Below are 23435 nucleotides of genomic sequence, written 5' to 3'. Positions count from 1 at the left end.
TTGGTGAAGGCTAATAATCAGTGGGGGATGGACAAATCCCCGCTGATTAAAGTTGCATTTTATTTTTGCATGTTTTTTTCAACTTGTTCGCGAACAGTTTGAATGTAATTCATTTTATGGTCCCAACATTCTTGGCTTAAATCGACAGGATACTCTTCGGGATTTAAAGTTCGCATATATTCCTCCCAAAAAAGCGCGAGACTCTGTTCGTTATATTTTTGAATATCTAGTATGCTTGGTAATTCGTATGTCCTTTTACCGTTAACGAAAATGTCTTTATGCAGTTCGCATGCTTCAAAGTTTGTTACGAATTTACTTATATATGTGTGAACAGGATGAAACATTTTTAAGCGTTCTTCTGTTCCTGGTTCTTCAGCATCTAGTGCAATATAATCGCCTTCTGCATGATTGTTAACTCGATTGATAATACGATAAATTCGTTTAAGTCCTGGAGTAGTAATCTTTTCTGGGTTAGATGAAATTTTAATCGTATCATTTAATTTTCCGTCAGTATCTTCAATCGCAACTAGTTTATAGACAGCCCCTAATGCTGGTTGCTCAAATGACGTAATCAATTTCGTTCCAACACCCCATACATCAATTTTAGCTCCCTGAGATTTTAAATGCATAATTGTGTATTCATCTAAATCGCTAGAAGCGATAATTTTTGTATTTGTAAATCCAGCATCATCAAGTAATTTTCGTGCTTTTTTTGATAAATATGCCATATCTCCGCTATCAAGACGGATGCCATAGAAATCAATGCGATCTCCAAATTCTTTTGCAACACGAATTGCATTTGGAACACCTGATTTTAAAGTGTCGTATGTATCGACAAGAAAAACACACTTTTTATGTGTCTCAGCATATTTTTTAAACGCAACATATTCATCACGATATGCTTGAACGAAAGAGTGGGCATGAGTACCGGCTACAGGGATGCCAAAACGTTTTCCTGCACGAACGTTACTTGTAGATGAAAATCCACCAATAAAGGCAGCTCGTGTTCCCCAAAGGGCAGCATCAAACTCATGAGCACGTCTTGTACCGAATTCTAAAAGTTCGTCATTATTTGCAGCGTGCTTCATACGTGTAGCTTTTGTGGCAATTAATGTTTGGTAATTCACAATATTTAAGAGAGCGGTTTCAATAATTTGTGCTTCACCGAGCGGTGCATCAACACGTAATAAAGGCTCGTTATTAAAAACAACTTCACCTTCTTGCATACTACGAACCGTTCCGGTGAATTTCATATTTTTTAAATAATGAAGAAATTCTTCTTCAAATTGTAATTCTGCTAAATAAGCGATATCACTTTCGGTAAAACTGAAATTTTCTATGTACTCTACAATTTTCTCAAGGCCAGCAAAAACAGCATAGCCGTTTTCAAATGGAAGCTTTCGAAAATATAAATCAAACACAGAACGGCGATTATGAATACCGTCTTTCCAATATGTATAAGCCATATTGATTTGATATAAATCTGTATGTAAGGCATAACTATCGTCTTTATAATAATTCATCGCGAAAACACCTCCATAATTTGGTTATAGTATACCAATTTTTCCTCGTTCGTAGCAAAGAAGGAATATTGAAATGAAGTCAAGAGAGAAAAAAATGAAATAATGCATATTTTTTAGAAAATTAGAATTTATCAATTTATATTTCGCTGGATTTTATGTATTATTAGAGTAATGGGGTAATGAGAATGGAGGAGGACAATGCAACAAACATTAGAAAAAATAGGCAAACAAGTCTTTTACAAACGGCTACAGCAAAAAATGACACAAGAAGAATTATGTCAGGGCATTTGTTCCGTCTCATATTTAAGTAAAATCGAAAATGGAAAGATCGAAGCATCAGAAGAAATTCTACAATTGCTCTGCACAAGGCTAGAAATTGCTGTGACGGATTTGAGAGATGTGGAAGAAGATGTGAAGGTGAAGCTGGATGAATGGTTGAATGCACTAGTTCATTTGGACAAGCAACAGGTAGAACGTATATATGAAGACTTACAAGGTGAAATGAAGCATGTTTTAGATTTTGAAATTATAAATTATTATAAGTTACTTTATACGCGATATTTAATTATGAAAAGGGATTTTTCTGCTGTTGAAGAAGAATTGGATAGATTGAAGAAAGTGTACAAGAAATACTCACCTTTTCAGAAGATGTTGTATACGTATAGTAAAGCTCTATTACTTAGTTTGCAATATAAGCATAAAGAAAGTTTGGAGTATTTAATTGAGACAGAAGAAATGGCTAAGGAGCAAGGGTATTATGAAACGGGGATATATTATAACTTGAGTCTAGCGTATAGTCATCTAAATATACCACATTTAGCTATGCATTTTGCTCATATTGCTATGGAAGGATTCCGTAATGAATATAAATTCCGTTATGTAATCAATTGCCAAACAATTATTGCTTTAAGTTATGTAGAAAAAGCGCAATATGAAGAAGCTCTAAAGATTTATGAAAGTATATTGCGAGAAGTAGATTCTTTTGCGGAAAAAGACATGATTAAAGCTATGACTTTAAATAATATGGGAGAATTATATCATTATAAAAACGAGCATGATAAATCAAAGAACTATTTTCTTCAAAGTTTTGAATTACAGAAGATAGTCAATATGAATTATATTGAAACGATTTATGGACTTGCTAAACAATGCATTCATCTTAAACGTTATGAAGAGGCACAGGAATGGATAGAAAAAGGAATTGATTGCTCACGTAGTGATGAAAAATATAATAAAATGATTTATTCGTTTTTTATATTTAAGTATAAATATTTTGGAGAACCTCAAGAATTTAAGAGGTTCTTAGAGAATGAGGCTATTCCGTTCTTTAAGAGTGTAGGTAGTATGAAAGAATTGAAAAATGCTTATTTAGAACTAGCTATGTATTTGGAGAATGAATTTAAGTATGAAGAAAGTAATAAATATTATAAAGAAGCTATTAAAGTTTTAGAAGAAAAGGAGGAGTTGAATTGAAAAAGCGTATGTATGGTGTGGTGGGAATGAGTATAGTTGCAATTTTGTCTTTAGGGGTTAACTATTCTAATCCAGATATATATGGAGTGAAGTCTCTTAAAGAAAAATCAGTAAATTACTCTAATCCAGATATATATGGAATGAAATCTTTAAAAGAAGGAAGTATAAACTACTCTAATCCAGATATCTATGGTTTTAATTTTTCGCAAGAAAAAGTTATAAATTATTCTAATCCAGATATTTATGGTTAAGAAAATAACGAGAACCCCTTTCCAACCGGAAAGGGGTTTTTTCAATATTTGTTCATCAAAATTCTACAAAACTTGAGAAATTAATTAATTGAATTTTTAGTATATTAATAGTGGAAACATAGTGCTACGATAAAACTACTCTTTTTCAAAAAAATTTTTATTAGGGGGAAGGTTCATGAAAAAGAAAAGTTTAGCGTTAGTGTTAGCGACAGGAATGGCAGTTACAACGTTTGGAGGGACAGGCTCTGCATTTGCAGATTCTAAAAATGTGCTCTCTACGAAGAAGTACAATGAGACAGTACAGTCACCTGAGTTTATTTCTGGTGATCTAACTGGAGCGACTAGCAAAAAAGCGGAATCTGTTGTGTTTGATTACTTAAATGCAGCAAAAGGTGATTACAAGCTAGGGGAAAAGAGTGCGCAAGATTCTTTCAAAGTGAAACAAGTGAAAAAAGATGCTGTGACTGATTCAACGGTAGTACGTATGCAACAAGTTTATGAAGGAGTACCTGTATGGGGGTCTACTCAAGTAGCTCACGTAAGTAAAGATGGTTCTTTAAAAGTATTGTCTGGAACAGTTGCGCCTGATTTGGACAAGAAGGAAAAACTGAAAAATAAAAATAAGATTGAAGGCGCAAAGGCAATTGAAATCGCGCAGCAAGATTTAGGAGTAACACCGAAATATGAAGTAGAACCAAAAGCGGACTTATATGTATACCAAAACGGTGAAGAAACAACATATGCATACGTTGTAAATCTAAACTTCTTAGATCCAAGTCCAGGAAACTACTACTATTTCATTGAAGCAGACAGCGGTAAAGTATTAAATAAATATAATAAACTTGATCATGTAACAAATGAAGATAAGTCACCAGTTAAGCAAGATGCTCCTAAACAGGAAACGAAAGCAGCTGGAAAACCTGTAACAGGAACAAATAAAGTAGGAACTGGTAAAGGTGTATTAGGAGATACGAAGTCGCTTAATACAACATTATCTGGGTCATCTTATTATTTACAAGATAATACGCGTGGTGCAACGATTTTCACATATGATGCGAAAAACCGTTCGACATTACCAGGAACGTTATGGGCGGATACAGATAATGTATTTAATGCAGCGTATGATGCAGCGGCAGTAGATGCTCATTACTATGCTGGTAGAACGTATGATTACTATAAAGCTACATTTAACCGAAATTCTATTAATGATGCAGGCGCACCATTGAAATCGACTGTTCATTATGGAAGCAAGTATAATAACGCGTTCTGGAACGGCTCACAAATGGTATATGGAGATGGAGATGGTGTAACATTTACTTCATTATCTGGTGGTATTGATGTAATTGGTCACGAATTAACGCATGCTGTTACGGAAAATAGCTCGGATTTAATTTATCAAAATGAATCAGGAGCGTTAAATGAAGCGGTTTCTGATATTTTTGGTACATTAGTAGAGTATTATGATAATCGTAATCCAGATTGGGAGATTGGTGAAGATATTTACACACCTGGTAAAGCAGGAGACGCGCTTCGCTCTATGAGTGATCCAACGAAATATGGTGACCCAGACCATTATTCTAAGCGTTACACTGGTACTAGTGATAACGGTGGCGTTCATACAAACAGTGGCATTATTAACAAACAAGCTTATTTATTAGCAAATGGCGGTACGCATTCTGGTGTAACTGTAACTGGTATCGGAAAAGATAAATTAGGTGCAATTTACTACCGTGCAAATACACAATATTTCACGCAATCTACTACATTTAGTCAAGCTCGTGCTGGTTTAGTACAAGCTGCTGCTGATTTATATGGTGCGAGCTCTGCTGAAGTAACAGCAGTTAAGCAATCATTTAGTGCTGTTGGTGTAAACTAAGACTTTAAGAGATAGTTATTAATAAAATACCTCAAAAATAAAGAAGGAGCCGTAGCTCCTTCTTTATTTTTTTCTCCATTTTTTCCACAAATAAAACAATCCGATACAACCTGCTATTGTTACAATCGACTTCGCTTCATTTGTTCCGTTCATAACCTGATATGCCGAATATACCTCGATCAATAAAGCCGGTATTTTACCTATTGTACTGGCAATACTGAAGGAGAGTAATGATATTTTTCCTAGAGCTGCAAATAAAGTAACAATACCTGATGGAATGAAAGGGATAAAACGGAAAGAGAGAACGAGTAGAAAGGCCTCTTTACCTTCTACGTAAAGGAGTCTTTCTGCCTTTGGATACTTATTTACTTTATCGTGAGTGAACTTTTGAAGGCCAATACGATAAATATAAAACGAGATAATAGCCCCTAATGCTTCACCTACGATCGAAATGATGGTGCCATTTATTACACCGAAGAGCTGTATATTGATGGCGGTTAAAAAGATGCTAGGGATAACACCTAAAAAACTGATGATGATGTTGATTACGATACTAAGTGGAATTGCGATTGAATAGTATTCTGTTAAGAAATTCTGAATCGTTTCGGCCATCGTATAAAATCCTTTATCTTTTTTTGCATTACACCATATTTCGGTTGTATAGGCAAGAGGAAATTTACATAATGTAGAAAAACGTTGATAGAAACGGGTTTATATACCTTATATAGGTATTGGGTATATGGAAATAGGGGTATTTTTATAAAACTTATAAAAATGCAAACAAACCCTTTATTTAAAGGGTTTGTTTGGTGTTTTAATTAGTATTTTCATCAGGGAAATAATTTAAAAAACAAGGGGGTATATATTTCAGAAGTTGTAAAGCAATGGTTTTGTAAAATTAGGCTTGTAAAGATTGCAGAATGGATGAAAAGTTTTAAAAATGTATACGTTTTTTCGTTCTGAAATTGACTTTTAGTGAAGTTACGATAATAATCGTGAAGAGGTGATATGATGAAACGAATAAGCAGTCTTTTCTTGAGTAGTTTATTGGCACTAATGCTGATCTTAAGTGGATGTGCAGGAAAAGAACAAAAAACAGAGAAACAAACAGGGAATCAAGCTACGTCAGTAGAAAAAATTAGTGATAATATTTTAGATGAAATGGAAGGGCCACCGAAAAATGGTCATACGATTGAAAGGCATGTAGGCAAATCAGAAGAGGATTTGAAGAATCGTTTGAAGACAGATAAAGTGTCAGCGGCAAGTACATACTATGATAAAGAAACAGCGACGAAAGCTGTAAAAGATAGTTTGAATCAACATGATAAAGAAATTCAAGATTGGTTGAAAAATTCTAAAGAGGCTCGTCTTGTATTAAATACAACTCATTCATTCCCGGTTGGAAAAACGGTAATAAAGAAAAATATGAATGTAAAAGACAAGTTAGTAAAAACTGTTACTGTTTTAGCGAGAGATAAGTCAGGAGAATTAGGATATAAGATCATTACTTCCTATCCATCTGACAAATAAGAAGGGGGAGTACATATGTATACGACATTACAATACTTTCTTAAATCGTACTGTACGTTAAGTATTCATGAGGATGAAATAGTGAGCGTGATGGAAGAATTTATAGAGCAAGAAGACGAAGAAATTGTTTTGAAATTGCGCGATGAGTTAGTAACTATGAAAAAAAAGAACGCGTGGGAAGAAGCGTGCGTATTAGCTGCGAAGCAAGGGAATCGTATGTGGTCTTTAGAAGAAACGAAAGACCATCTCGAAACTTTTATACTATTATTGCAAAAGAAAAAGGCGTGAGTAGATCACGCCTTTTTATATACGCTTTTTGAAATTTGTCTGTTTGATAGTATCTCATTGTTTTGGGGCACTTTTATATACGCTTTTTGAAATTTGTCCATTTGATATTACTTCACCGTTTTGTGTTACTTTTTTATACGTAACCGCTGTTATTTTATCACCAGTATTACTAATTACTTGAGAAGAAACTTCAACATTTTTACCAGTATTTGTACCGAAAATGCGCGTAGTAATACTACCACCATTTGAAAATGCTTGAATATAAATATGATTACCTGTATTGTTTTTAAATTTTAAATCCGGACCATAATCTGCCACTGCTGCATCTTGCCCAAGTGGCAAATAATTTACGGGCATAGAATGATTGCTTCGAGAAACAATTCCTAAATCTGCCCTTAAAGCTGCACTATATAAAGTACTACTGACTTGGCAAACGCCCCCGCCTGCACTTTGTATCACTTTACCTTGTGAATATACTGCTGCGGATTTATAACCATGTGCAGCATCAGTTACGCCAACACGGCCATTAAAACTAAACGTTTCATCAGGGGCTACAATAACTCCACTTAAAGTATTAGCTGACTTATTTACGTTAAAGGATTGATTGCCATTACGACCAGCCATTGGAGTCGAGTATTCAGCGATTACTTCTTTAATCCCCATTTTTTGTATATCTTCTGTAGATCGCTCTGGTTTTATGAGTGTAACTGGTAATGTAACGTCTGATGTGCCAGCAGTAATGGCTTGTTTCGTTAAATCAGTTAGTTTTCCTTTATCAATTTTTTTTCCATTTTGACTTTGGCTAATATTTACGGTAGAACCTTCAATATTTAATTCTGCATTAACAGGATTTTTTAATGTTTCATTATATTTGTCCTTTATAAAGCTTTCGTAAGTTGTTGTATTTAATTTTGATGTTAATTTATAGTCACGTTTTAATTCGCCATTTTCAGCTTGTTTACGCATGTTATAACGATTAATCATATTGCCTTCTTGTTCTTTAAAAATGGTGTCGGCAATTTCTTTTTCATTATATTCCACACCTAAATCTTTCCATACATATGTTTGTTTATCATCTTGGGATACGTAGTTAAGAGATTTTTGATCTAATTCATTCACCTTTTGATTAATAATAGCTTGAATATCTGCTTTATTTTTTCCATCAAGAGAAATGTCTTCAAATGTAGTATTTGGTAATGCGGTAGTATTTAATTGGGTATTTAATGCGGATACATATTGATAGCCACCAATACCACCTACACAAAGTAATATGCCACCAGCGATAGCTGAACCGATTAGTATTTTACCTCTCTTCATTTATTTCCCCCCAGAAAAATTTGTATAAATATATGTATTACATTTTTTGTATAAAAATGATGAAAATAACAGTATGTATGTCCTAGTATACTATCATTTTCACTATGTGTGTAATGTTTTTATAAAAAATGTTACACTGTTGTAATAATTGTCTCTTTTTGTCACAATATGTGTGAAAAATATGTTGAAAATTATAATAAAAAGGCTGTCTAGAAAGATCTAGCAGCCTTTTTATTATAATTTTTTATGTTCATTTTTATTCGTAACACCGAGATGTTCTTGAAGGGTTGTCGATATATCATTGACGCTTTTTTCGTCTGGAACGTAATAATAAATACCATCTATATATTTATCGGTACCTTCTACTTGCATTTTATCCATTTTTAAATCTGAACCCATTGAATTCTTTGCAATTGCCATCATATCATCAAAAGTTAAATTTGTTTTTAAGTCGTTATCGACAGCATCTAGTAGGCCACCGATTTTATTAATGGAATTAAGGGATAGTGCTTTTTCAGCGATAGCTTCTAAAACAAGTTGTTGTCGTTGACCGCGCATATAATCACTGTCGATATGACGAGTTCTCGCTAGTGCAAGTGCTTCTTCGCCATTTAAATGTTGACGTCCTTTTTCTAGATGAATTGCATTCGGTTCGTCTTTACTATTTTGTTCTGTGAATTCAACTGGAACGTCGACAGTAATACCACCAAGGGAATCAACAATTTTAATAAATGATTTAAAGTTGAATTTTACATAATAGTCAACTGGAACATCTAAAAAGTTCTCTACTGTATCAATCGTGCTGTCTACGCCACCGAATACGTGTGCGTGTGTAATTTTATCGTATTTATCACGTGATTTAATGTAGACACGTGAGTCACGTGGAATGCTGACAAGTTTAACGGATTTATCATTTTTATTAATTGTTGCCAGTAATAGCGCATCCGTACGAGTTGCTTTTCCGTAATTCTTGTCCCTAATATCACTTTCGTCAACACCCATAATAAGTATGGAAATGTTATCAGTCATAGGTTTAACAGCTTTTTCACGTTTGCTTGATTTATCTCCTCGTCCTAGTTCAGCATAAGCGTTACTTAAAACGGATTTTGCTTTACTGTATATATGGAAGGAGTAGCCTCCTGCTCCGAGTGCTACAATCAGTAATGGAATAAGAAGGAGCCAAAGTAGGTGTTTTTTCTTTGAGCGTCCTTTTTTGGCTCGTGTATCTTTGCTCATGTCGGATTTCATCATTTTTTCTCCTTTAAAACTATCAAAGTGTATACATCTAAAAGCGTATTCAAACACATAAAAAATATTGTACGCTAAATAAAAGAGATTGTACATGTATAAAAAATAGACGTCTCGATTATTTATAAGACATCTATTCGTTATTGTATACAAAAGATAGGGATAAGAAAATGATAAAATTTTACCTTATTACAGCATAATGCTTACGATAATCGCAGATAAAATACTAACGAGAGTAGCTCCGTATAGTAATTTTAAACCAAATCGTGCAACAACGTTTCCTTGTTCTTCGTTTAATCCTTTTACCGCACCGGAAATTATTCCAATGGAAGAGAAATTTGCAAAAGAAACGAGGAAGACGGAAATTATACCAACTGTGCGGGGAGAAAGGCTGTTGGAAATTTTACTAAGGTCTATCATGGCTACAAACTCATTTGTTACAAGCTTCGTTGCCATAATGCTACCAGCTGTGACAATTTCAGAACTTGGTACACCAATCAGAAATGCAACAGGAGCAAATACATAGCCGATTAATTGCTGGAAAGTAATGCCGAATATAATGAGGAATAGGTCATTAATGCAACTCATTAATGCAACGAATCCGATGAGCATAGCGCCAACGACAATGGCTACGCGAAAACCATCAAGAATGTATTCTCCAAGCATTTCAAAGAAACTTTGCTTTTCACCTTTTATTTCCAAAATATCTTCATCATCTTTAACGTCGTAAGGGTTAATGATGAGGACGATAATAAAGCCGCTAAATAAATTGAGAACGAGGGCGGTTACTACATATTTTGGTTCAATCATCGTCATATAGGCACCGACAATTGACATGGATACTGTTGACATAGCAGAGGCGCAAAGTGTATAAAGTCGATGTTTGGGAATTTGGGCTAATTGTTTTTTCACCGTAATAAAAACTTCTGATTGGCCGACAATAGCGGAAGCGATGGCATTGTAAGATTCTAATTTCCCAAGACCGTTTATTTTACTAAGAAAGAAACCAATCCAACGAATGAAGAATGGCAGTATTTTGAAATGTTGTAATATACCAATTAAGACGGAGATAAAGACAATCGGTAATAATACGTTAAGGAAAAATGGCATTTCTCCTTTATTTGCAAGGCCCCCAAATACAAAGTTTATACCACTGGCAGCATACTCAAGTAGCCTTGTAAACAAGTTGGAAATTATCGTAATAAGTATGAGACCAATTGCTGTATTTAATAATAAATAGGTTAAAATTAACTGTATAATAAGCATGATAAAAATTGGTTTGAATTTAATATGTTTTTTATTGTTACTAGCAATGTAGGCAAGGAAAAAAACAACGATAAGTCCAACGAAAAAAGTGATAAATTTCATAATAAGCCCCCTAAAAGAGATATTCTGATATATATGTTTTTCATTTAAAAGGAGAATATGCATGTTTGGTAAAGAGAGGAATAGAGGAATCATGAATATATGTAGAGTACATCACGTTGCAATTATTTGCTCAAATTATGAAGTATCAAAGTATTTTTATACTAGAATATTAGGCTTTAAAGCGATAAATGAAGTATATAGGGAGGAAAGAAATTCTTATAAGCTAGATTTATGCGTAGGAGAAGAGTATCAAATTGAATTATTTTCATTTCCGAGTCCGCCTGACCGCGCAAGCTTTCCAGAAGCTGCTGGGCTTAGACACTTAGCTTTTGCCGTTACTGATATAGAAGAAGCTGTTAAACATTTAAACCGATGTGATGTTGAGACGGAATCGATACGTATTGATGAAATAACGGGGAAAAAATTCGTTTTTTTCCAAGATCCTGACGGTTTGCCATTAGAATTGTATGAGGACTGAAAATTGGTGAATTTTATATAGGGTTGCTTTCAAGTAAATGAAGAAACTAAAGTGAAACTTCTTTTTTAAAGGAGGTGTAACTTTAGCTAAGAAAAGCTAAAGGACATATGTGGATATTTTAAAATTATTGATGGTAGCTGTTCTTATTGCGCTAACAGGTTTTTTTGTAGCTGTAGAGTTTGCAATTATAAAGGTGCGTAGCAGTCGTATCGATCAACTCGTTAGTGAAAAAAGACGAGGCGCATTGGCAGCTAAAAAAGTAACTTCAAATTTAGATGAGTATTTATCGGCATGTCAGTTAGGAATTACGATTACTGCTTTAGGGCTCGGGTGGTTAGGAGAACCGACGATTAAACATTTACTCGAACCACTGTTTTTAAAATTGGATTTATCTCCTGCAATTGTAAGTACAGTTTCATTTATTATTGCCTTTGCAGTTATTACGTTTTTACATGTTGTAATTGGTGAACTTGCTCCAAAGACTTTTGCAATCCAAAAAGCAGAGCAAGTTAGCTTATTATTATCAAAGCCCCTTATTTATTTTTACCGAGTTATGTATCCATTTATTTGGGTTTTAAATGGCTCTGCACGATTTGTGACAGGCTTATTTGGCTTCCATCCGGCTTCTGAACATGAAGTTGCGCATTCTGAGGAGGAACTAAGGTTAATCTTGTCTGAGAGTTATGAGAGTGGCGAGATTAATCAAACTGAATTTAAATATGTAAATAACATCTTTGAATTCGATAACAGGGTAGCAAAGGAAATTATGGTACCTCGTACTGAAGTGGTTGGTTTATATGAAGATGAGCTGTTTGAGACACATATTAAAGTAATCGCACAAGAAAAATATACGAGATATCCAGTATTTGGTGAAGATAAAGATGAAATTATTGGGATGGTTAATGTAAAAGATTTATTTATTCATTATATGGATGGTAATCGAGATGAAGAGTGTTCGATTACACCATATACACGTCCAGTTATTGAAGTGTTAGAAAATATCGCAATCCATGATTTATTATTGCAAATGCAAAGAAGGCACATTCCATTAGCTGTACTATATGATGAATATGGTGGTACAGCAGGGATTGTTACGTTAGAAGATATTTTAGAAGAAATTGTTGGAGAAATCCGAGATGAATACGATGAAGATGAGCATCCACCTATAGAACATATAAGTGAAGTGTGTAAAATTGTAGAGGGGAAAGTGCTTATTAGCGAAGTAAATGATTTATTTGGCGTACATTTGGTCGCTAATGATGTTGATACAATCGGTGGCTGGATTATGGTACAAAAGCAAATTGTTGCTGAGGGGGATATTATTAAGAAACACGGCTTTTCTTTTAAAGTTCTTGAAAAGGATATGCATCAAATTAAGCGAGTTGAAATAAAAAAAGTAGAAGAATGAATGGCTTTTCTATTATATAAACTTTAATAAAAAGGATATATAGAAAAATAAATGTTTGCGCTTTCAAAAGAGGTGCTATATAGTGAAGGTGGATACTGAAGAATTCTTTTTAATGATACTCGTAGTTTATAGGGCGAATTCTTTAGATAAGGATTTAGAATGAAAAGTATAGGTGATGTAAAATGATAGCAACGAAGGATATACGTATAGAAAAAGATTTTTTAGGTGAAAAGGAAGTACCGAGTGTAGCTTATTATGGTGTACAAACATTACGTGCCGTAGAAAACTTTCCGATTACAGGATATCGCATTCATCCGTCACTCATTACGGCAATGGCAATTGTAAAAAAAGCGGCAGCGCTTGCGAATATAGATACAGGTTACTTAGCTAAAGATATCGGCCAAGAAATTGCAGAAGCTGCACAAGAGATTGTAGATGGGAAGTTCCATGATCAATTTATCGTAGACCCAATTCAGGGCGGGGCAGGGACTTCAATTAATATGAATACTAATGAAGTAATTGCTAATAGAGCGTTAGAACGTATGGGGTACGAAAAAGGTGAATATGCGAAAATTAGCCCAAACACTCATGTGAACATGGCGCAATCAACAAATGATGCGTTCCCAACTGGGATTCATATTGCAACTCTTATGATGCTAGAAGAACTTCTTGTTACAATGGAAGAACTCCATGCTGCTTTTTATGATAAAGCAAAAGAGTTTGATCACGTTATTAAAATGGGGCGTACACATTTGCAAGATGCAGTTCCAATTCGCCTTGGACAAGAATTTGAAGCATATAGCAGGGTGCTAGAGCGTGATATAAAAAGAATTAAACAGTCTCGTCAACATTTATACGAAGTTAATATGGGTGCGACAGCTGTTGGTACGGGATTAAATGCCAACCCTACTTATATAGAACAAGTTGTGAAGCATTTACGAACTTTTAGTGGTTTCCCTCTTGTTGGTGCAGAGCATTTAGTTGATGCGACGCAAAATACAGATGCATATACAGAAGTATCTGCATCACTAAAAGTATGTATGATGAATATGTCTAAAATTGCAAATGACCTTCGTATTATGGCATCTGGTCCACGTGTTGGATTGGCGGAAATTCAATTACCAGCTCGTCAACCAGGTTCATCTATTATGCCGGGGAAAGTAAATCCAGTTATGGCAGAAGTAATTAACCAAGTTGCTTTCCAAGTAATTGGAAATGACCATACAATTTGCTTAGCGTCAGAAGCTGGGCAATTAGAGTTAAATGTAATGGAGCCAGTACTCGTATTTAATTTAATTCAATCTATAAGTATTATGAACAACGGATTCCGTGTATTCCGTGAATATTGTATTAAGGGTATTACAGCGAATGAAGAGTTACTGAAACAATATGTTGAGAAAAGTGTTGGAGTTATTACAGCGGTGAATCCTCATATCGGTTATGAAGCAGCATCTCGCATTGCACGTGAAGCAATTGCGACAGGAAAATCTGTTAGGGAGCTATGTTTAGAACATGGTGTACTTACAGCAGAAGAGCTTGATATTATTTTGGATCCATACGAAATGACGCATCCTGAAATTGCTGGAGCTTCTTTATTAAAGAATAAAAAAATGTAATGAAAAAAGCACCGATCCATTTGGATCGGTGCTTTTTTTTAGAAGATATTAAATACAGCGTTTAATTGAAGTAAGCTAATAACAGCTAAGAAGATTAAACTGTATTTCATGGCTGTTTTAAATAAGGCAGATTCTTGACCAACTAGTCCAACTGCTGCGCAAGCAACCGCTACAGATTGTGGTGAAACCATTTTCGCCATTGTACCACCTACTACGTTTAATGCAACGAGTGTAGAAGGAACGATGTTTAATTGATCTGCAGTTACTGCTTGAAGTGGTGCGAATAATGAACCACTTGATACTACTGATCCTGTAATGAATACGCCAATCCATCCTAAGATTGGAGAAAGAACTGGGAATGCATTACCAGTAGAAGAGAATGCAAGTCCAAGTGTAGATGACATACCAGAGTAGTTCTCTACGTAAGCTAAAGCGATAACGCTACAAATTGTATATACTGGAGCTTTTAGTTCTTTTATTGTTTCAAACATTAATTCTTTAACCATTTTACCTTTTACGCGGTAAACGATAAGTGAAACGATAATTGCTAGTACGATCGCAGTAGTTGTAGAAGAGAATACATCGAATTTGAAAATCGCTGCGAAAGGTGTATCTGCTTTTGTAATTGGTGTAGTTTTCATAACCACATTATGAAGACCAGGGAATTGAATGTTAAATACTAAGTTTGCTAATGGACCATCCGGAGCAAATAAAGCTTTAATCGGTTTTAAATTAAAGATTGTTACGAATGCAGTTAAGAATACGAATGGAGACCAAGCATATAAAATTTGATTGAATGTATGAGATTCTTTTGCTTCTTGTTTTTCTTCTTTAGTAGAAGATTTTGGCTGCCAAACACGTAAGAATAATGCAAGTGATACCATACTTACAACGGCTGCGAAAATATTAGTAAGTTCTGCACCTAAGAAGTAAGTTACAAGGAATTGAGTAATGGCGAAAGAAACACCACTTACAAGAATACCTTGCCAAGTTTCTTTAATACCTTTAATTCCATCGACCATTGAAACAAGTAAGAAAGGTAAAATAATGCTAATGAAAGGTAAAATAATAACAGTTTGACGACCGATAGTTAATGGATCTAATTGAGTTAATTGTGCTGGCACTGTAACTGGAATACCCATAGCACCCATAGCACCACCAGCGATGTTAGCTACTAAACAAATACCTGCTGCTTTTAATGGATTAAAGCCCATACCTACAAGTAGTGCAGCTGTAATAGCAACTGGAACCCCTAGCCCAGCTGCGCCTTCTAAGAAAGCACCGAAAGAATAAGCGATTAATAATACCTGTAAACGTTGATCATTTGTAATGCTTGAAATACTATCACGAATTATGTTGAATTGCTCTGTTTTAACAGTTAATTTGTAAAGGAAAATAGCTGCGATAACGATAGTACAAATTGGATAAAATCCAGATAAAACACCGAATCCGGCAGATGCTACAGCTACTGTTGCGGGCATTTTATAAACAAATATAGCAAGAATAATAGCGACAATCACACTATAAAGCCCAGCGATGTAACTTTTCATTTTGAGTCCCATTAAACAAATGATGAAGCAGAAAATTGGAAGTGCTGCGATTAGTGCAGATAACCAAATATTGTTTAACGGGTCATAAATTTGTGTCCAAGTACTCATAATAATGACAACTCCTATCTATTTGTATGTGAAGAAATTCACATTATTTGTGAAACTATTCACAATCGACTTACATGCTTAGTATATTCTCCTTCAACACTATTGTCAACGTAAAAAAGTATAATTATTCCATAATAGTGTTTGAAGTAACATTTTGTTCATAAAGTAGACAAAAAACGTACTCCAATCTATTTGAGTGTGCGGTATAAATTATTTGCATATTCCTTTATTTGTTCATATGTCATTGTTTCTACAGGAATATATTAGATGACGTCTTTGTATCGAGTATAAAGGATGTTTATTTGTATTATTTGATTAATAAGGAAAGGTAAGGGGGAGTTATCCCGTAAAATCCCGATTAGTGTGGGATAATAATCAGTGGGGGATGGACAAGACACCTACTGATTAAAGTTTCAAATAACAGTTCAGGTGATTGCAATATTAATTAAAACAACAATGAGCCAATTTTTAATATTACATTACCTCTTTTTACTGAAAATTCCTTTTAGCGTAACAAAGAGATTAAATATGGTTCCACTACGTTACGATAGGTTATCAATTATAGACGGTATTTTACAATATCGTTACTGTACGTTTCAATGAGGTGAAAATATAACAAAAAGCCTGATAAAACAACGTTTGTAAGCAAAGTATTCATAACCCTTACTTTTGCTTTTTCGTTATATCATATAGTATAATATTCAAAATCAGCAGGGATTTTTTCCTGAACTCTTTGCTGATGAAAGTGGAAAAAATTTTCAGCTTTCTAGGTTGATAAAGTTATGTCGTAACAGGAAATATAAGAACAGATATATAAATAAATAAAAAGAAAATAAAAACGAAAATAAAACGAAAATGAGGGGAACTTTATGAGCCAAAATCAATTCGAATGTCGTATTTCAGAAGAAGATGTACAAATGTTAAGAGCGTTAGCGCATCCATTGCGTCTACGCTTAGTAATGGAACTAATGCAGCGTGGAACTTGTAATGTAACACAATTACAGGAAGTATTAGAAATTCCACAATCAACGGTTTCACAACATTTAACGAAATTAAAGCAAAATAAAGTAGTACGCTTTGAAAGAAGAGGATTAGAAGTGTATTATCAAGTTCATAATGATAAAGTAAGTGAAGTAGTAAAAACATTATTTTCTTAAAATTTGAATATTACGGAAAGGGACGTGTGAAATATACGTCTTTTTTATTTGGAAAAAAAGACTATTAATCAACATGCTGGTTGATGGAATATATTCTGAAGGGAAAAGAAAAGATAGAAAGGAGTGTTGTAAGCTAAAGGAGGAATAATATAATGGATGTAAAACGTGTGAAACAGATATTATCTTCTTCAAGTAGAATTGATGTTACATATGAGGGAGTCCCCGTATGGATTGAGAGCTGTGATGAGCAGAAGGGGAGCGCTCAAGTGTATGACGTATCCAACCCAGGAGAGAGCGTTCACGTGGACGTGACGGCTTTAGAAGAGAGGTAATAAAAAAGACGCTTCTAATTTTAGAAGCGTCTTTTTTGTGTTATTCCATCATACTTGCAACTTTTTTAGAGCAGAGAAGAAGTACAACTCCTAGGACGATAACGATAATACCGATACTTGCAAATACTTCAAGATAGCCTAATGATTGTGTAAAGGAAGCAAGTTTACCAGCTAACCAGTTAGCCATACCTGAACCAGCTAACCATACACCCATTAGTAATGATGCTAATTTAACGGGTGCAATTGCACTTACCATTGATAGACCGATTGGTGATAAGAATAGTTCGCCAATTGTATGGAACATATAAGTGATAACGATGAATAATAAGTTTGCTTTAACAGTTATATCAGCTTCATTACTTCCAGTTTTTAGAACCGCTAATGTTAAAACAAGGTAACCTATACCTAGTAAAATCATACCAAATGCCATTTTTGTTGGTATTTTTAAATCGCCACGCTTTGATTTAGAAAGTTTTAACCATAGCATAGATACGAATGGTGCAAGTAGTACGATGAATGCTGGATTAACGGATTGGAACCAAGATGTTGGAACTTCCCATCCAAAAATTGTACGATCAACAAATTTATCTGTATAAAGTGTTAAAGAACTACCAGCTTGTTCAAAGCCTGCCCAGAAGAATACTACGAAACAAGTTAAAATTACAATTGCCCAAGTGCGATTTTTTTCTTGTTTTGTTAAAGGTTTCTTTTCGATTGCAGGTTGATTTTTTGTTTTTTTACCAACAACTGTTGTTCCTGCTGTACCAAGGTAGCGAGGAGCTAATAAGTTGAAAACAATTTGTCCAATAATCATACCGATACAAGCTGCTAAGAATCCGTATTTATATCCCATAACCATAACGCCATCAACGCTTGTTTTAAAGAAATCTTCTGCTAAAAATCCACAAATAAGTGGAGCGAAGAAAGCACCTACGTTAATACCCATATAGAAGATAGTAAATGCACTGTCACGACGTGAATCATTTTCGTCATACAATTCACCTAACAGTGTAGAAATATTTGGTTTGAAGAATCCATTACCAATAACTAATAGTACTAATCCAAGGAGTAGTCCTGTTTTTGTATTCATGGAGAATAGTACAAAGTTACCAATCGCCATAATAATTCCGCCGAGAGTAATGGCATGACGTCTCGTAATATAATGATCAGTTAGCCATCCGCCTATAATTGGCATGAAATATACTGCGGCTGTAAAAGTACCATATAATTGCACTGCGACTGCCTTATCAAATCCTAATCCGCCACTAACGGCAGCAGTTGTTAAATAAAGAACTAAAAGGCCACGCATTCCATAATAACTAAATCTTTCCCACATTTCTGTTAAGAACAACAAATATAATCCTGGTGGATGTTTTTTTGGTGATTGTTGTTCTTCAGCTTTTTTTAATTTTAAAGCTGCATCCATTTTTGTTTCCCCCTAATCCTGTATAACGGATATTTATGTAATTATTTTAATTCACAAAATATTTAGAAGTCAATAGAATTATATGGAAATAGAAAGAAAATTTCTAAAAAAATCTATTTTTCTTCAACCGTTACTGTATTTTTCCCTGAAAACGAGATAATAAGCGTTTTCAAATGTAATAATTGAATTCTAAAAGAAAATAAAATAGTGATTAATCAGAAAATTTAGATTAAAAAATCTATTCTGATATAGAGAAAAAATATTTTATTTACTTTTATAATATAACATATTGGGAATAAAAATACAAAATGAAATAATGTGACACTTCAGTGAAATGAAAAAACCAGCTCCATAAAAGAGGGAGCTGGTTTTTTTATTATTTAATAAAGCGTTTTTCAATGTCGTCTAGCATTAAGTTCGCAGCTATTACACCGCCAGCTGTATTCCAAATTACATCATCAACTTTATATACTTTATTGTTTTTAGAAGCATTTAAATTTTTGAATAGAGGATCGTTTATATAATCTTTCTCTAATTCAGAACCTTTTTTCTCATTACCTTTATCGTATGTGAAGTAGAAGATGATATCTCCATCCATTGCAGGGATACGCTCTTTAGACACATTACGTTCTGCAAAGTCATTTTTATTTTGATCACCAGGGCGTTTGAAACCAAGCTCTTTTAAAATAACGCCAGAGAATGTATCGCCATGATAAATACGAACATCACCAGGCATGAAGCGGACCATAGAGATTTCCTGATTTACTTGATCTCCAAGTTTGCCTTTTAAGTCTTTTATACGTTTTTCGTAATCAGCTAAAACCTTTTGACCTTCTTTTTCTTTATTTACTGCTTTTGCATAAAGTTTGAAATTATCTTTCCATTCACCACGCAGTGTTTCTGAAAAGACAGTAGGAGCAATACTATTTAATTGCTCATATACTTTTTCATGGCGAAGTTTGTTACCGATGATTAAGTCAGGTTTTAAAGAAGCGATTGTTTCCACATTAACTTGAAGCTCAGTACCGACAGTCTTTACATCTTTTAGTTTATCCTTCGTATGTGGATACCATGGGTTCCCAGTAGGTGCTTCAGCAGCGCCTACTGGCGTTACACCAAGGGCAAGTAAAGCTTCCGTTCCTTCATTTGTTAAGACAACTATGCGCTTTGGATTAGCAGGAACTTCTGTTTTACCCATTGCGTGTTCTACAGTAATCATTTCTTTTTTATTATCTTTTGTTGTTTCTTCTTTGCTATCTGTTTTTCCACAAGCACTTAAAAGAAGTGAAAATGCTAGTAGAAATACAAATAATGTAAACGATTTCTTTTTCGTGAAATTCATTATGTACCCCCTACATACTGAGACTGTTTTTCAATAACAAGCATGATTTTAAGTCTTTATCTTTCGATTGTCAATGAAAATAATTCTCATTATCGTTGACAATGAGAATTAAGTTGAAATACACTAACAACGTATCAATATACATTGAAGGGGAAACGCTGCATGTTATTAAAAACAAATCAAGCAAAATGGATTGGATTATTTGTTGGAATCATTGCAGTCGTTATTTGTATTTGGGGAAGTATTATTTTCGGATATACAAATACAAGTTGGAAATTAGCGTTGGATGCTTTTTTCCATTTTAACGGTTCCAATGAACATATTATTATTCAAAATGTGCGTCTACCAAGGGCGTTAATTGCAGCAAGTGTTGGTGCTAGTTTAGCTATTGCAGGTTGCCTTATGCAAACTTTAACTAAGAATCCACTTGCTTCTCCAGATTTTATTGGATTAAATTCAGGTGCTGCATTCTTTATAGTTGTAGCAATTGTGATTTTTTCCGTCACATCATTATCAGCTTTCACTTGGATTGCCTTTTTAGGAACGGCAGTTGCAGCAGTACTAGTATTCGCTTCTAGTTCTTTAGGGAAAGAAGGGACAACCCCGCTCAAGTTGACGTTAGCGGGTGTAGCGATAAGCGCTTTATTTTCATCATTAACACAAGGGTTACTTGTATTAAATGAAAAAGCGCTTGAGGAAGTTTTATTTTGGCTTGCTGGATCTGTGCAAGGGAGAAAGTTAGAAATTTTACAATCTGTATTCCCGTATTTATTAATAGGTTGGATTGCATCTCTTATGATGGCAGGGAAAGTAAATACATTGATGATGGGAGAAGACGTCGCGAAAGGACTTGGACAACGAACCATTTTAATGAAATCATTCGTACTACTTATTATTGTACTGTTGTCGGGTGGTTCAGTTGCGGTTGCTGGCCCAATAGGATTTATTGGAATTGTTACTCCGCATTTTGCCAGATCGCTTGTTGGAGTTGATCACAGATGGAGAGTACCCTATAGCGGCTTGTTAGGTGCAATACTACTAATCTTGGCTGATATAGCAGCAAGATACGTCATTATGCCACAAGAAGTACCAGTAGGGGTTATGACAGCATTTATCGGGGCCCCATTCTTTATTTATATTGCACGTAAGAGAGGGCTTAGCAAATGAAGAAGTATATTCCGTTTCGTATAGGAAAAGATGGGTTCTCGTTTTTAATGTATAAACGAGCTATTCTAGTCTTATTAAGTTTACTAGCTATTTTAATAGGATTATTTTTTGCCAGTGCAGGGATGGGCGATATGAAAATTGCTCCTTATGATGTATGGCAAGCAATTACTGGAAATGGCGATGCGATGTCAAATATGGTTGTAAATAAGTTTCGTATGCCACGTATTTTAATTGCTATTCTTGTAGGAATCGCACTGGCTGTAGCAGGATGTATTTTACAAGGGCTCGTTCGAAATCCACTTGCTTCTCCGGATATCATTGGAATCACAGGTGGTGCAAGCGTAGCGGTAGTACTCTTTTTAGCGATATTTAGTGATAAAAACAATGCGCTAACGGTAAGCATTCATTATATGCCGCTTGCAGCTTTTGCTGGTGCGACGATTGTTGCGTTTTTTGTATATTTATTTGCATGGAGAAATGACGGGTTATCACCAATTAGTCTTGTTTTAATTGGTGTTGGATTTTGGGCATTAACGAAAGCGGCAACGACTTTATTTATGTTGTTAGCCCCAATTTATCAAGCGAGTCAAGCGAATGTATGGATTACAGGTACTGTTTATGGTTCTTCATGGCAAAATGTTATGGTACTTGCGCCTTGGGTTCTCATTTTAACGATCATATCATTTATCGCTGCTAGACATTTAAATGCACAAGAGCTAGGGGATGATATAGCAGTAGGACTCGGCGTTCCTTTAACGAAGTCGCGCGTATTCATGTTACTACTTAGTACAGCTTTAATTGGTGGAGCAGTCGCTTTCGCAGGAGGAATTGGATTTGTCGGTTTAATGGCACCTCATATTTCACGAAGATTAGTTGGCTCTTTCTACGGTGCATTGCTCCCAGTTGCGGCGATTATCGGTGCAATTCTAGTACTTGCTGCAGATTTAATTGGGCGTACAGTTTTCGCGCCACTTGAAATTCCAGCAGGGGTATTTACATCAGCAATTGGTGCACCTTATTTTATATATTTACTTTATAAAAGTCGGAATTCATAAAGGGAGATGAATATGCAAAAAGCATTGGAAACGAAACGCTTAACGTTGTCTTATGGTGAAACAATTATTATTGATGAGTTGAATTTAGAAATTCCAAAAGGTGAAATTACAATCTTTATCGGTTCTAACGGTTGTGGGAAATCAACTTTATTACGTTCACTAGCTAGATTGCTAAAGCCAACAACTGGTGACATTTTGTTAGATAATCAAGCAATTCAAAGTATGCAAACGAAGCAAATTGCTCGTCAAATGGCAATATTACCACAAGGACCTCAAGCACCAGAAGGCCTTACAGTATTGCAACTTGTAAAACAAGGGCGTTATCCATATCAAACATGGCTGAAGCAATGGTCAGAAAAAGACGAGGAAATGGTACAAAAGGCACTTGCAGCAACGGGTATGACAGAATTTGCTGAGCGTGATGTTCATGCCCTTTCAGGTGGACAACGTCAACGTGCTTGGATTGCAATGACGCTTGCACAAGATACAGATATTATTTTACTTGATGAGCCGACTACATATTTAGATATGACGCACCAAATTGAAGTATTAGATTTATTATTCGAATTAAATGAAACAGAGCAAAGAACGATTGTTATGGTATTGCACGATTTGAATTTGGCATGCCGTTATGCAGATAATATTGTAGCAATTCAAGATAAACAAATATACGCACAGGGTAAGCCTGAAGAAGTGGTAGACGAAAAGCTAGTACGTGATGTATTCCGAATGGAGTGTCAAATCAGTACAGATCCGTTATTTGGAACACCACTCTGTATCCCACACGGAAGAGGAAGACGATTAGTTAAAGAAGTTGCTCAAGCAATGAGATGAAAAAAGTCTATTCTATAGGGTATTTCTTGTATAATAAGAGGGAAATTGGGATCGGAGAATATTCAAAATGACAAAAAAGCTATTTACA

21 protein-coding genes are annotated in these 23435 nt (G+C 34.8%); 13 read left to right on the top strand and 8 right to left on the bottom strand.

The genetic code is table 11. The features are described from left to right. Positions 1 to 59: 59 nt before the first annotated feature. A complete protein-coding gene (locus MR065_RS19290) occupies positions 60 to 1523 on the bottom strand; it encodes a nicotinate phosphoribosyltransferase (protein ID WP_242214771.1) in 1464 nt (487 codons plus the stop codon). Positions 1524 to 1721: 198 nt separating this feature from the next. Between MR065_RS19290 and MR065_RS19285 the strand changes: the two genes are divergently transcribed. From MR065_RS19285 to MR065_RS19275, 3 genes are all read left to right on the top strand, one after another. Beyond that, the gene (locus tag MR065_RS19285) at positions 1722 to 2996 is read left to right on the top strand and encodes a tetratricopeptide repeat protein (RefSeq protein ID WP_242214770.1); all 1275 of its coding nucleotides are present in this window, start codon (positions 1722 to 1724) and stop codon (positions 2994 to 2996) included. Next, on the top strand, positions 2993 to 3247 hold the full coding sequence (locus MR065_RS19280; RefSeq protein ID WP_242214769.1) for a Phr family secreted Rap phosphatase inhibitor: 255 nt from the start codon (positions 2993 to 2995) through the stop codon (positions 3245 to 3247). Before MR065_RS19285 ends, MR065_RS19280 begins: the two co-directional genes overlap by 4 nt. Positions 3248 to 3422: 175 nt before the next feature. Next, positions 3423 to 5123, top strand: a complete 1701-nt coding sequence (locus MR065_RS19275) for a M4 family metallopeptidase (protein WP_242214768.1) — start codon at positions 3423 to 3425, stop codon at positions 5121 to 5123. 63 nt (positions 5124 to 5186) lie between these two features. Here the strand turns inward: MR065_RS19275 and MR065_RS19270 are convergent, their stop codons facing one another. After that, positions 5187 to 5735, bottom strand: coding sequence for a TVP38/TMEM64 family protein (locus MR065_RS19270; protein ID WP_242214767.1), 549 nt, complete (start codon positions 5733 to 5735; stop codon positions 5187 to 5189). A 399-nt stretch (positions 5736 to 6134) separates the two neighbouring features. On the opposite strand from MR065_RS19270, the gene MR065_RS19265 reads away from it, so the two are divergent. Together MR065_RS19265 and MR065_RS19260 are read left to right on the top strand one after the other, a co-directional pair. Continuing rightward, complete coding sequence (locus tag MR065_RS19265) at positions 6135 to 6653, top strand: RNase A-like domain-containing lipoprotein (protein ID WP_141436287.1); 519 nt, start codon at positions 6135 to 6137, stop codon at positions 6651 to 6653. Between the two features lie 15 nt (positions 6654 to 6668). After that, on the top strand, positions 6669 to 6941 hold the full coding sequence (locus tag MR065_RS19260; RefSeq protein ID WP_242214766.1) for a hypothetical protein: 273 nt from the start codon (positions 6669 to 6671) through the stop codon (positions 6939 to 6941). Positions 6942 to 6995: 54 nt separating this feature from the next. Here MR065_RS19260 and MR065_RS19255 read toward each other — a convergent pair whose 3' ends face one another. The 3 genes from MR065_RS19255 to MR065_RS19245 form a co-directional block, all read right to left on the bottom strand. Beyond that, the gene (locus MR065_RS19255) at positions 6996 to 8258 is read right to left on the bottom strand and encodes a VanW family protein (protein ID WP_242214765.1); all 1263 of its coding nucleotides are present in this window, start codon (positions 8256 to 8258) and stop codon (positions 6996 to 6998) included. 234 nt (positions 8259 to 8492) lie between these two features. Next, positions 8493 to 9509, bottom strand: coding sequence for an LCP family protein (locus MR065_RS19250; RefSeq protein ID WP_242214764.1), 1017 nt, complete (start codon positions 9507 to 9509; stop codon positions 8493 to 8495). 186 nt (positions 9510 to 9695) lie between these two features. After that, positions 9696 to 10874 carry a NupC/NupG family nucleoside CNT transporter gene (locus tag MR065_RS19245; RefSeq protein WP_097903154.1) on the bottom strand — a complete coding sequence of 393 codons (1179 nt, stop codon included), beginning with the start codon at positions 10872 to 10874 and terminating at the stop codon, positions 9696 to 9698. 91 nt (positions 10875 to 10965) lie between these two features. Between MR065_RS19245 and gloA2 the strand changes: the two genes are divergently transcribed. From gloA2 to aspA, 3 genes are all read left to right on the top strand, one after another. Next, positions 10966 to 11352: an SMU1112c/YaeR family gloxylase I-like metalloprotein gene (gene gloA2 / locus MR065_RS19240; protein WP_242214799.1), complete on the top strand. Its 387-nt coding sequence runs from the start codon at positions 10966 to 10968 to the stop codon at positions 11350 to 11352. 109 nt (positions 11353 to 11461) lie between these two features. After that, positions 11462 to 12760 (top strand): hemolysin family protein, encoded by a 1299-nt coding sequence (locus MR065_RS19235; protein ID WP_242214763.1) that lies wholly within the window; start codon positions 11462 to 11464, stop codon positions 12758 to 12760. Positions 12761 to 12942: 182 nt separating this feature from the next. Continuing rightward, positions 12943 to 14376, top strand: coding sequence for an aspartate ammonia-lyase (aspA, locus tag MR065_RS19230; protein ID WP_098989087.1), 1434 nt, complete (start codon positions 12943 to 12945; stop codon positions 14374 to 14376). Positions 14377 to 14414: 38 nt separating this feature from the next. Here aspA and MR065_RS19225 read toward each other — a convergent pair whose 3' ends face one another. After that, positions 14415 to 16034, bottom strand: coding sequence for an L-lactate permease (locus MR065_RS19225; protein WP_098989088.1), 1620 nt, complete (start codon positions 16032 to 16034; stop codon positions 14415 to 14417). An 869-nt stretch (positions 16035 to 16903) separates the two neighbouring features. Here MR065_RS19225 and MR065_RS19220 point away from each other — a divergent pair. Together MR065_RS19220 and MR065_RS19215 are read left to right on the top strand one after the other, a co-directional pair. Then, positions 16904 to 17191 (top strand): ArsR/SmtB family transcription factor, encoded by a 288-nt coding sequence (locus MR065_RS19220; RefSeq protein ID WP_098269248.1) that lies wholly within the window; start codon positions 16904 to 16906, stop codon positions 17189 to 17191. A 152-nt stretch (positions 17192 to 17343) separates the two neighbouring features. Next, positions 17344 to 17523 carry an acid-soluble spore protein H gene (locus tag MR065_RS19215; RefSeq protein WP_002169177.1) on the top strand — a complete coding sequence of 60 codons (180 nt, stop codon included), beginning with the start codon at positions 17344 to 17346 and terminating at the stop codon, positions 17521 to 17523. A gap of 40 nt (positions 17524 to 17563) precedes the next feature. Here the strand turns inward: MR065_RS19215 and MR065_RS19210 are convergent, their stop codons facing one another. Together MR065_RS19210 and MR065_RS19205 are read right to left on the bottom strand one after the other, a co-directional pair. Next, entirely contained in the window at positions 17564 to 18949 is a 1386-nt protein-coding gene (locus tag MR065_RS19210; RefSeq protein ID WP_098989090.1) for a peptide MFS transporter, read from the bottom strand. A gap of 376 nt (positions 18950 to 19325) precedes the next feature. Further along, complete coding sequence (locus tag MR065_RS19205) at positions 19326 to 20291, bottom strand: ABC transporter substrate-binding protein (RefSeq protein ID WP_242214762.1); 966 nt, start codon at positions 20289 to 20291, stop codon at positions 19326 to 19328. A 162-nt stretch (positions 20292 to 20453) separates the two neighbouring features. On the opposite strand from MR065_RS19205, the gene MR065_RS19200 reads away from it, so the two are divergent. Genes MR065_RS19200 through MR065_RS19190 form a run of 3 tightly spaced genes read left to right on the top strand, consistent with a single transcriptional unit; the run spans position 20454 to position 23347 of the window. Then, complete coding sequence (locus tag MR065_RS19200; RefSeq protein WP_070127902.1) at positions 20454 to 21458, top strand: FecCD family ABC transporter permease; 1005 nt, start codon at positions 20454 to 20456, stop codon at positions 21456 to 21458. Beyond that, entirely contained in the window at positions 21455 to 22513 is a 1059-nt protein-coding gene (locus tag MR065_RS19195) for a FecCD family ABC transporter permease (protein ID WP_002116107.1), read from the top strand. The genes MR065_RS19200 and MR065_RS19195 overlap by 4 nt, the downstream gene beginning before the upstream one ends. A gap of 12 nt (positions 22514 to 22525) precedes the next feature. Continuing rightward, the gene (locus MR065_RS19190; protein ID WP_098989093.1) at positions 22526 to 23347 is read left to right on the top strand and encodes an ABC transporter ATP-binding protein; all 822 of its coding nucleotides are present in this window, start codon (positions 22526 to 22528) and stop codon (positions 23345 to 23347) included. The last annotated feature ends 88 nt before the right edge of the window (positions 23348 to 23435 follow it).

Origin of the sequence: Bacillus cereus group sp. BfR-BA-01383 (assembly GCF_022663495.1) — a bacterium.
In the GTDB taxonomy this organism is placed as follows: Bacteria; Bacillota; Bacilli; order Bacillales; family Bacillaceae_G; genus Bacillus_A; species Bacillus_A cereus_AU.
The sequence above is the reverse complement of the archived record's forward strand: the minus strand, read 5'-3'. Positions and strand labels throughout refer to the sequence as shown.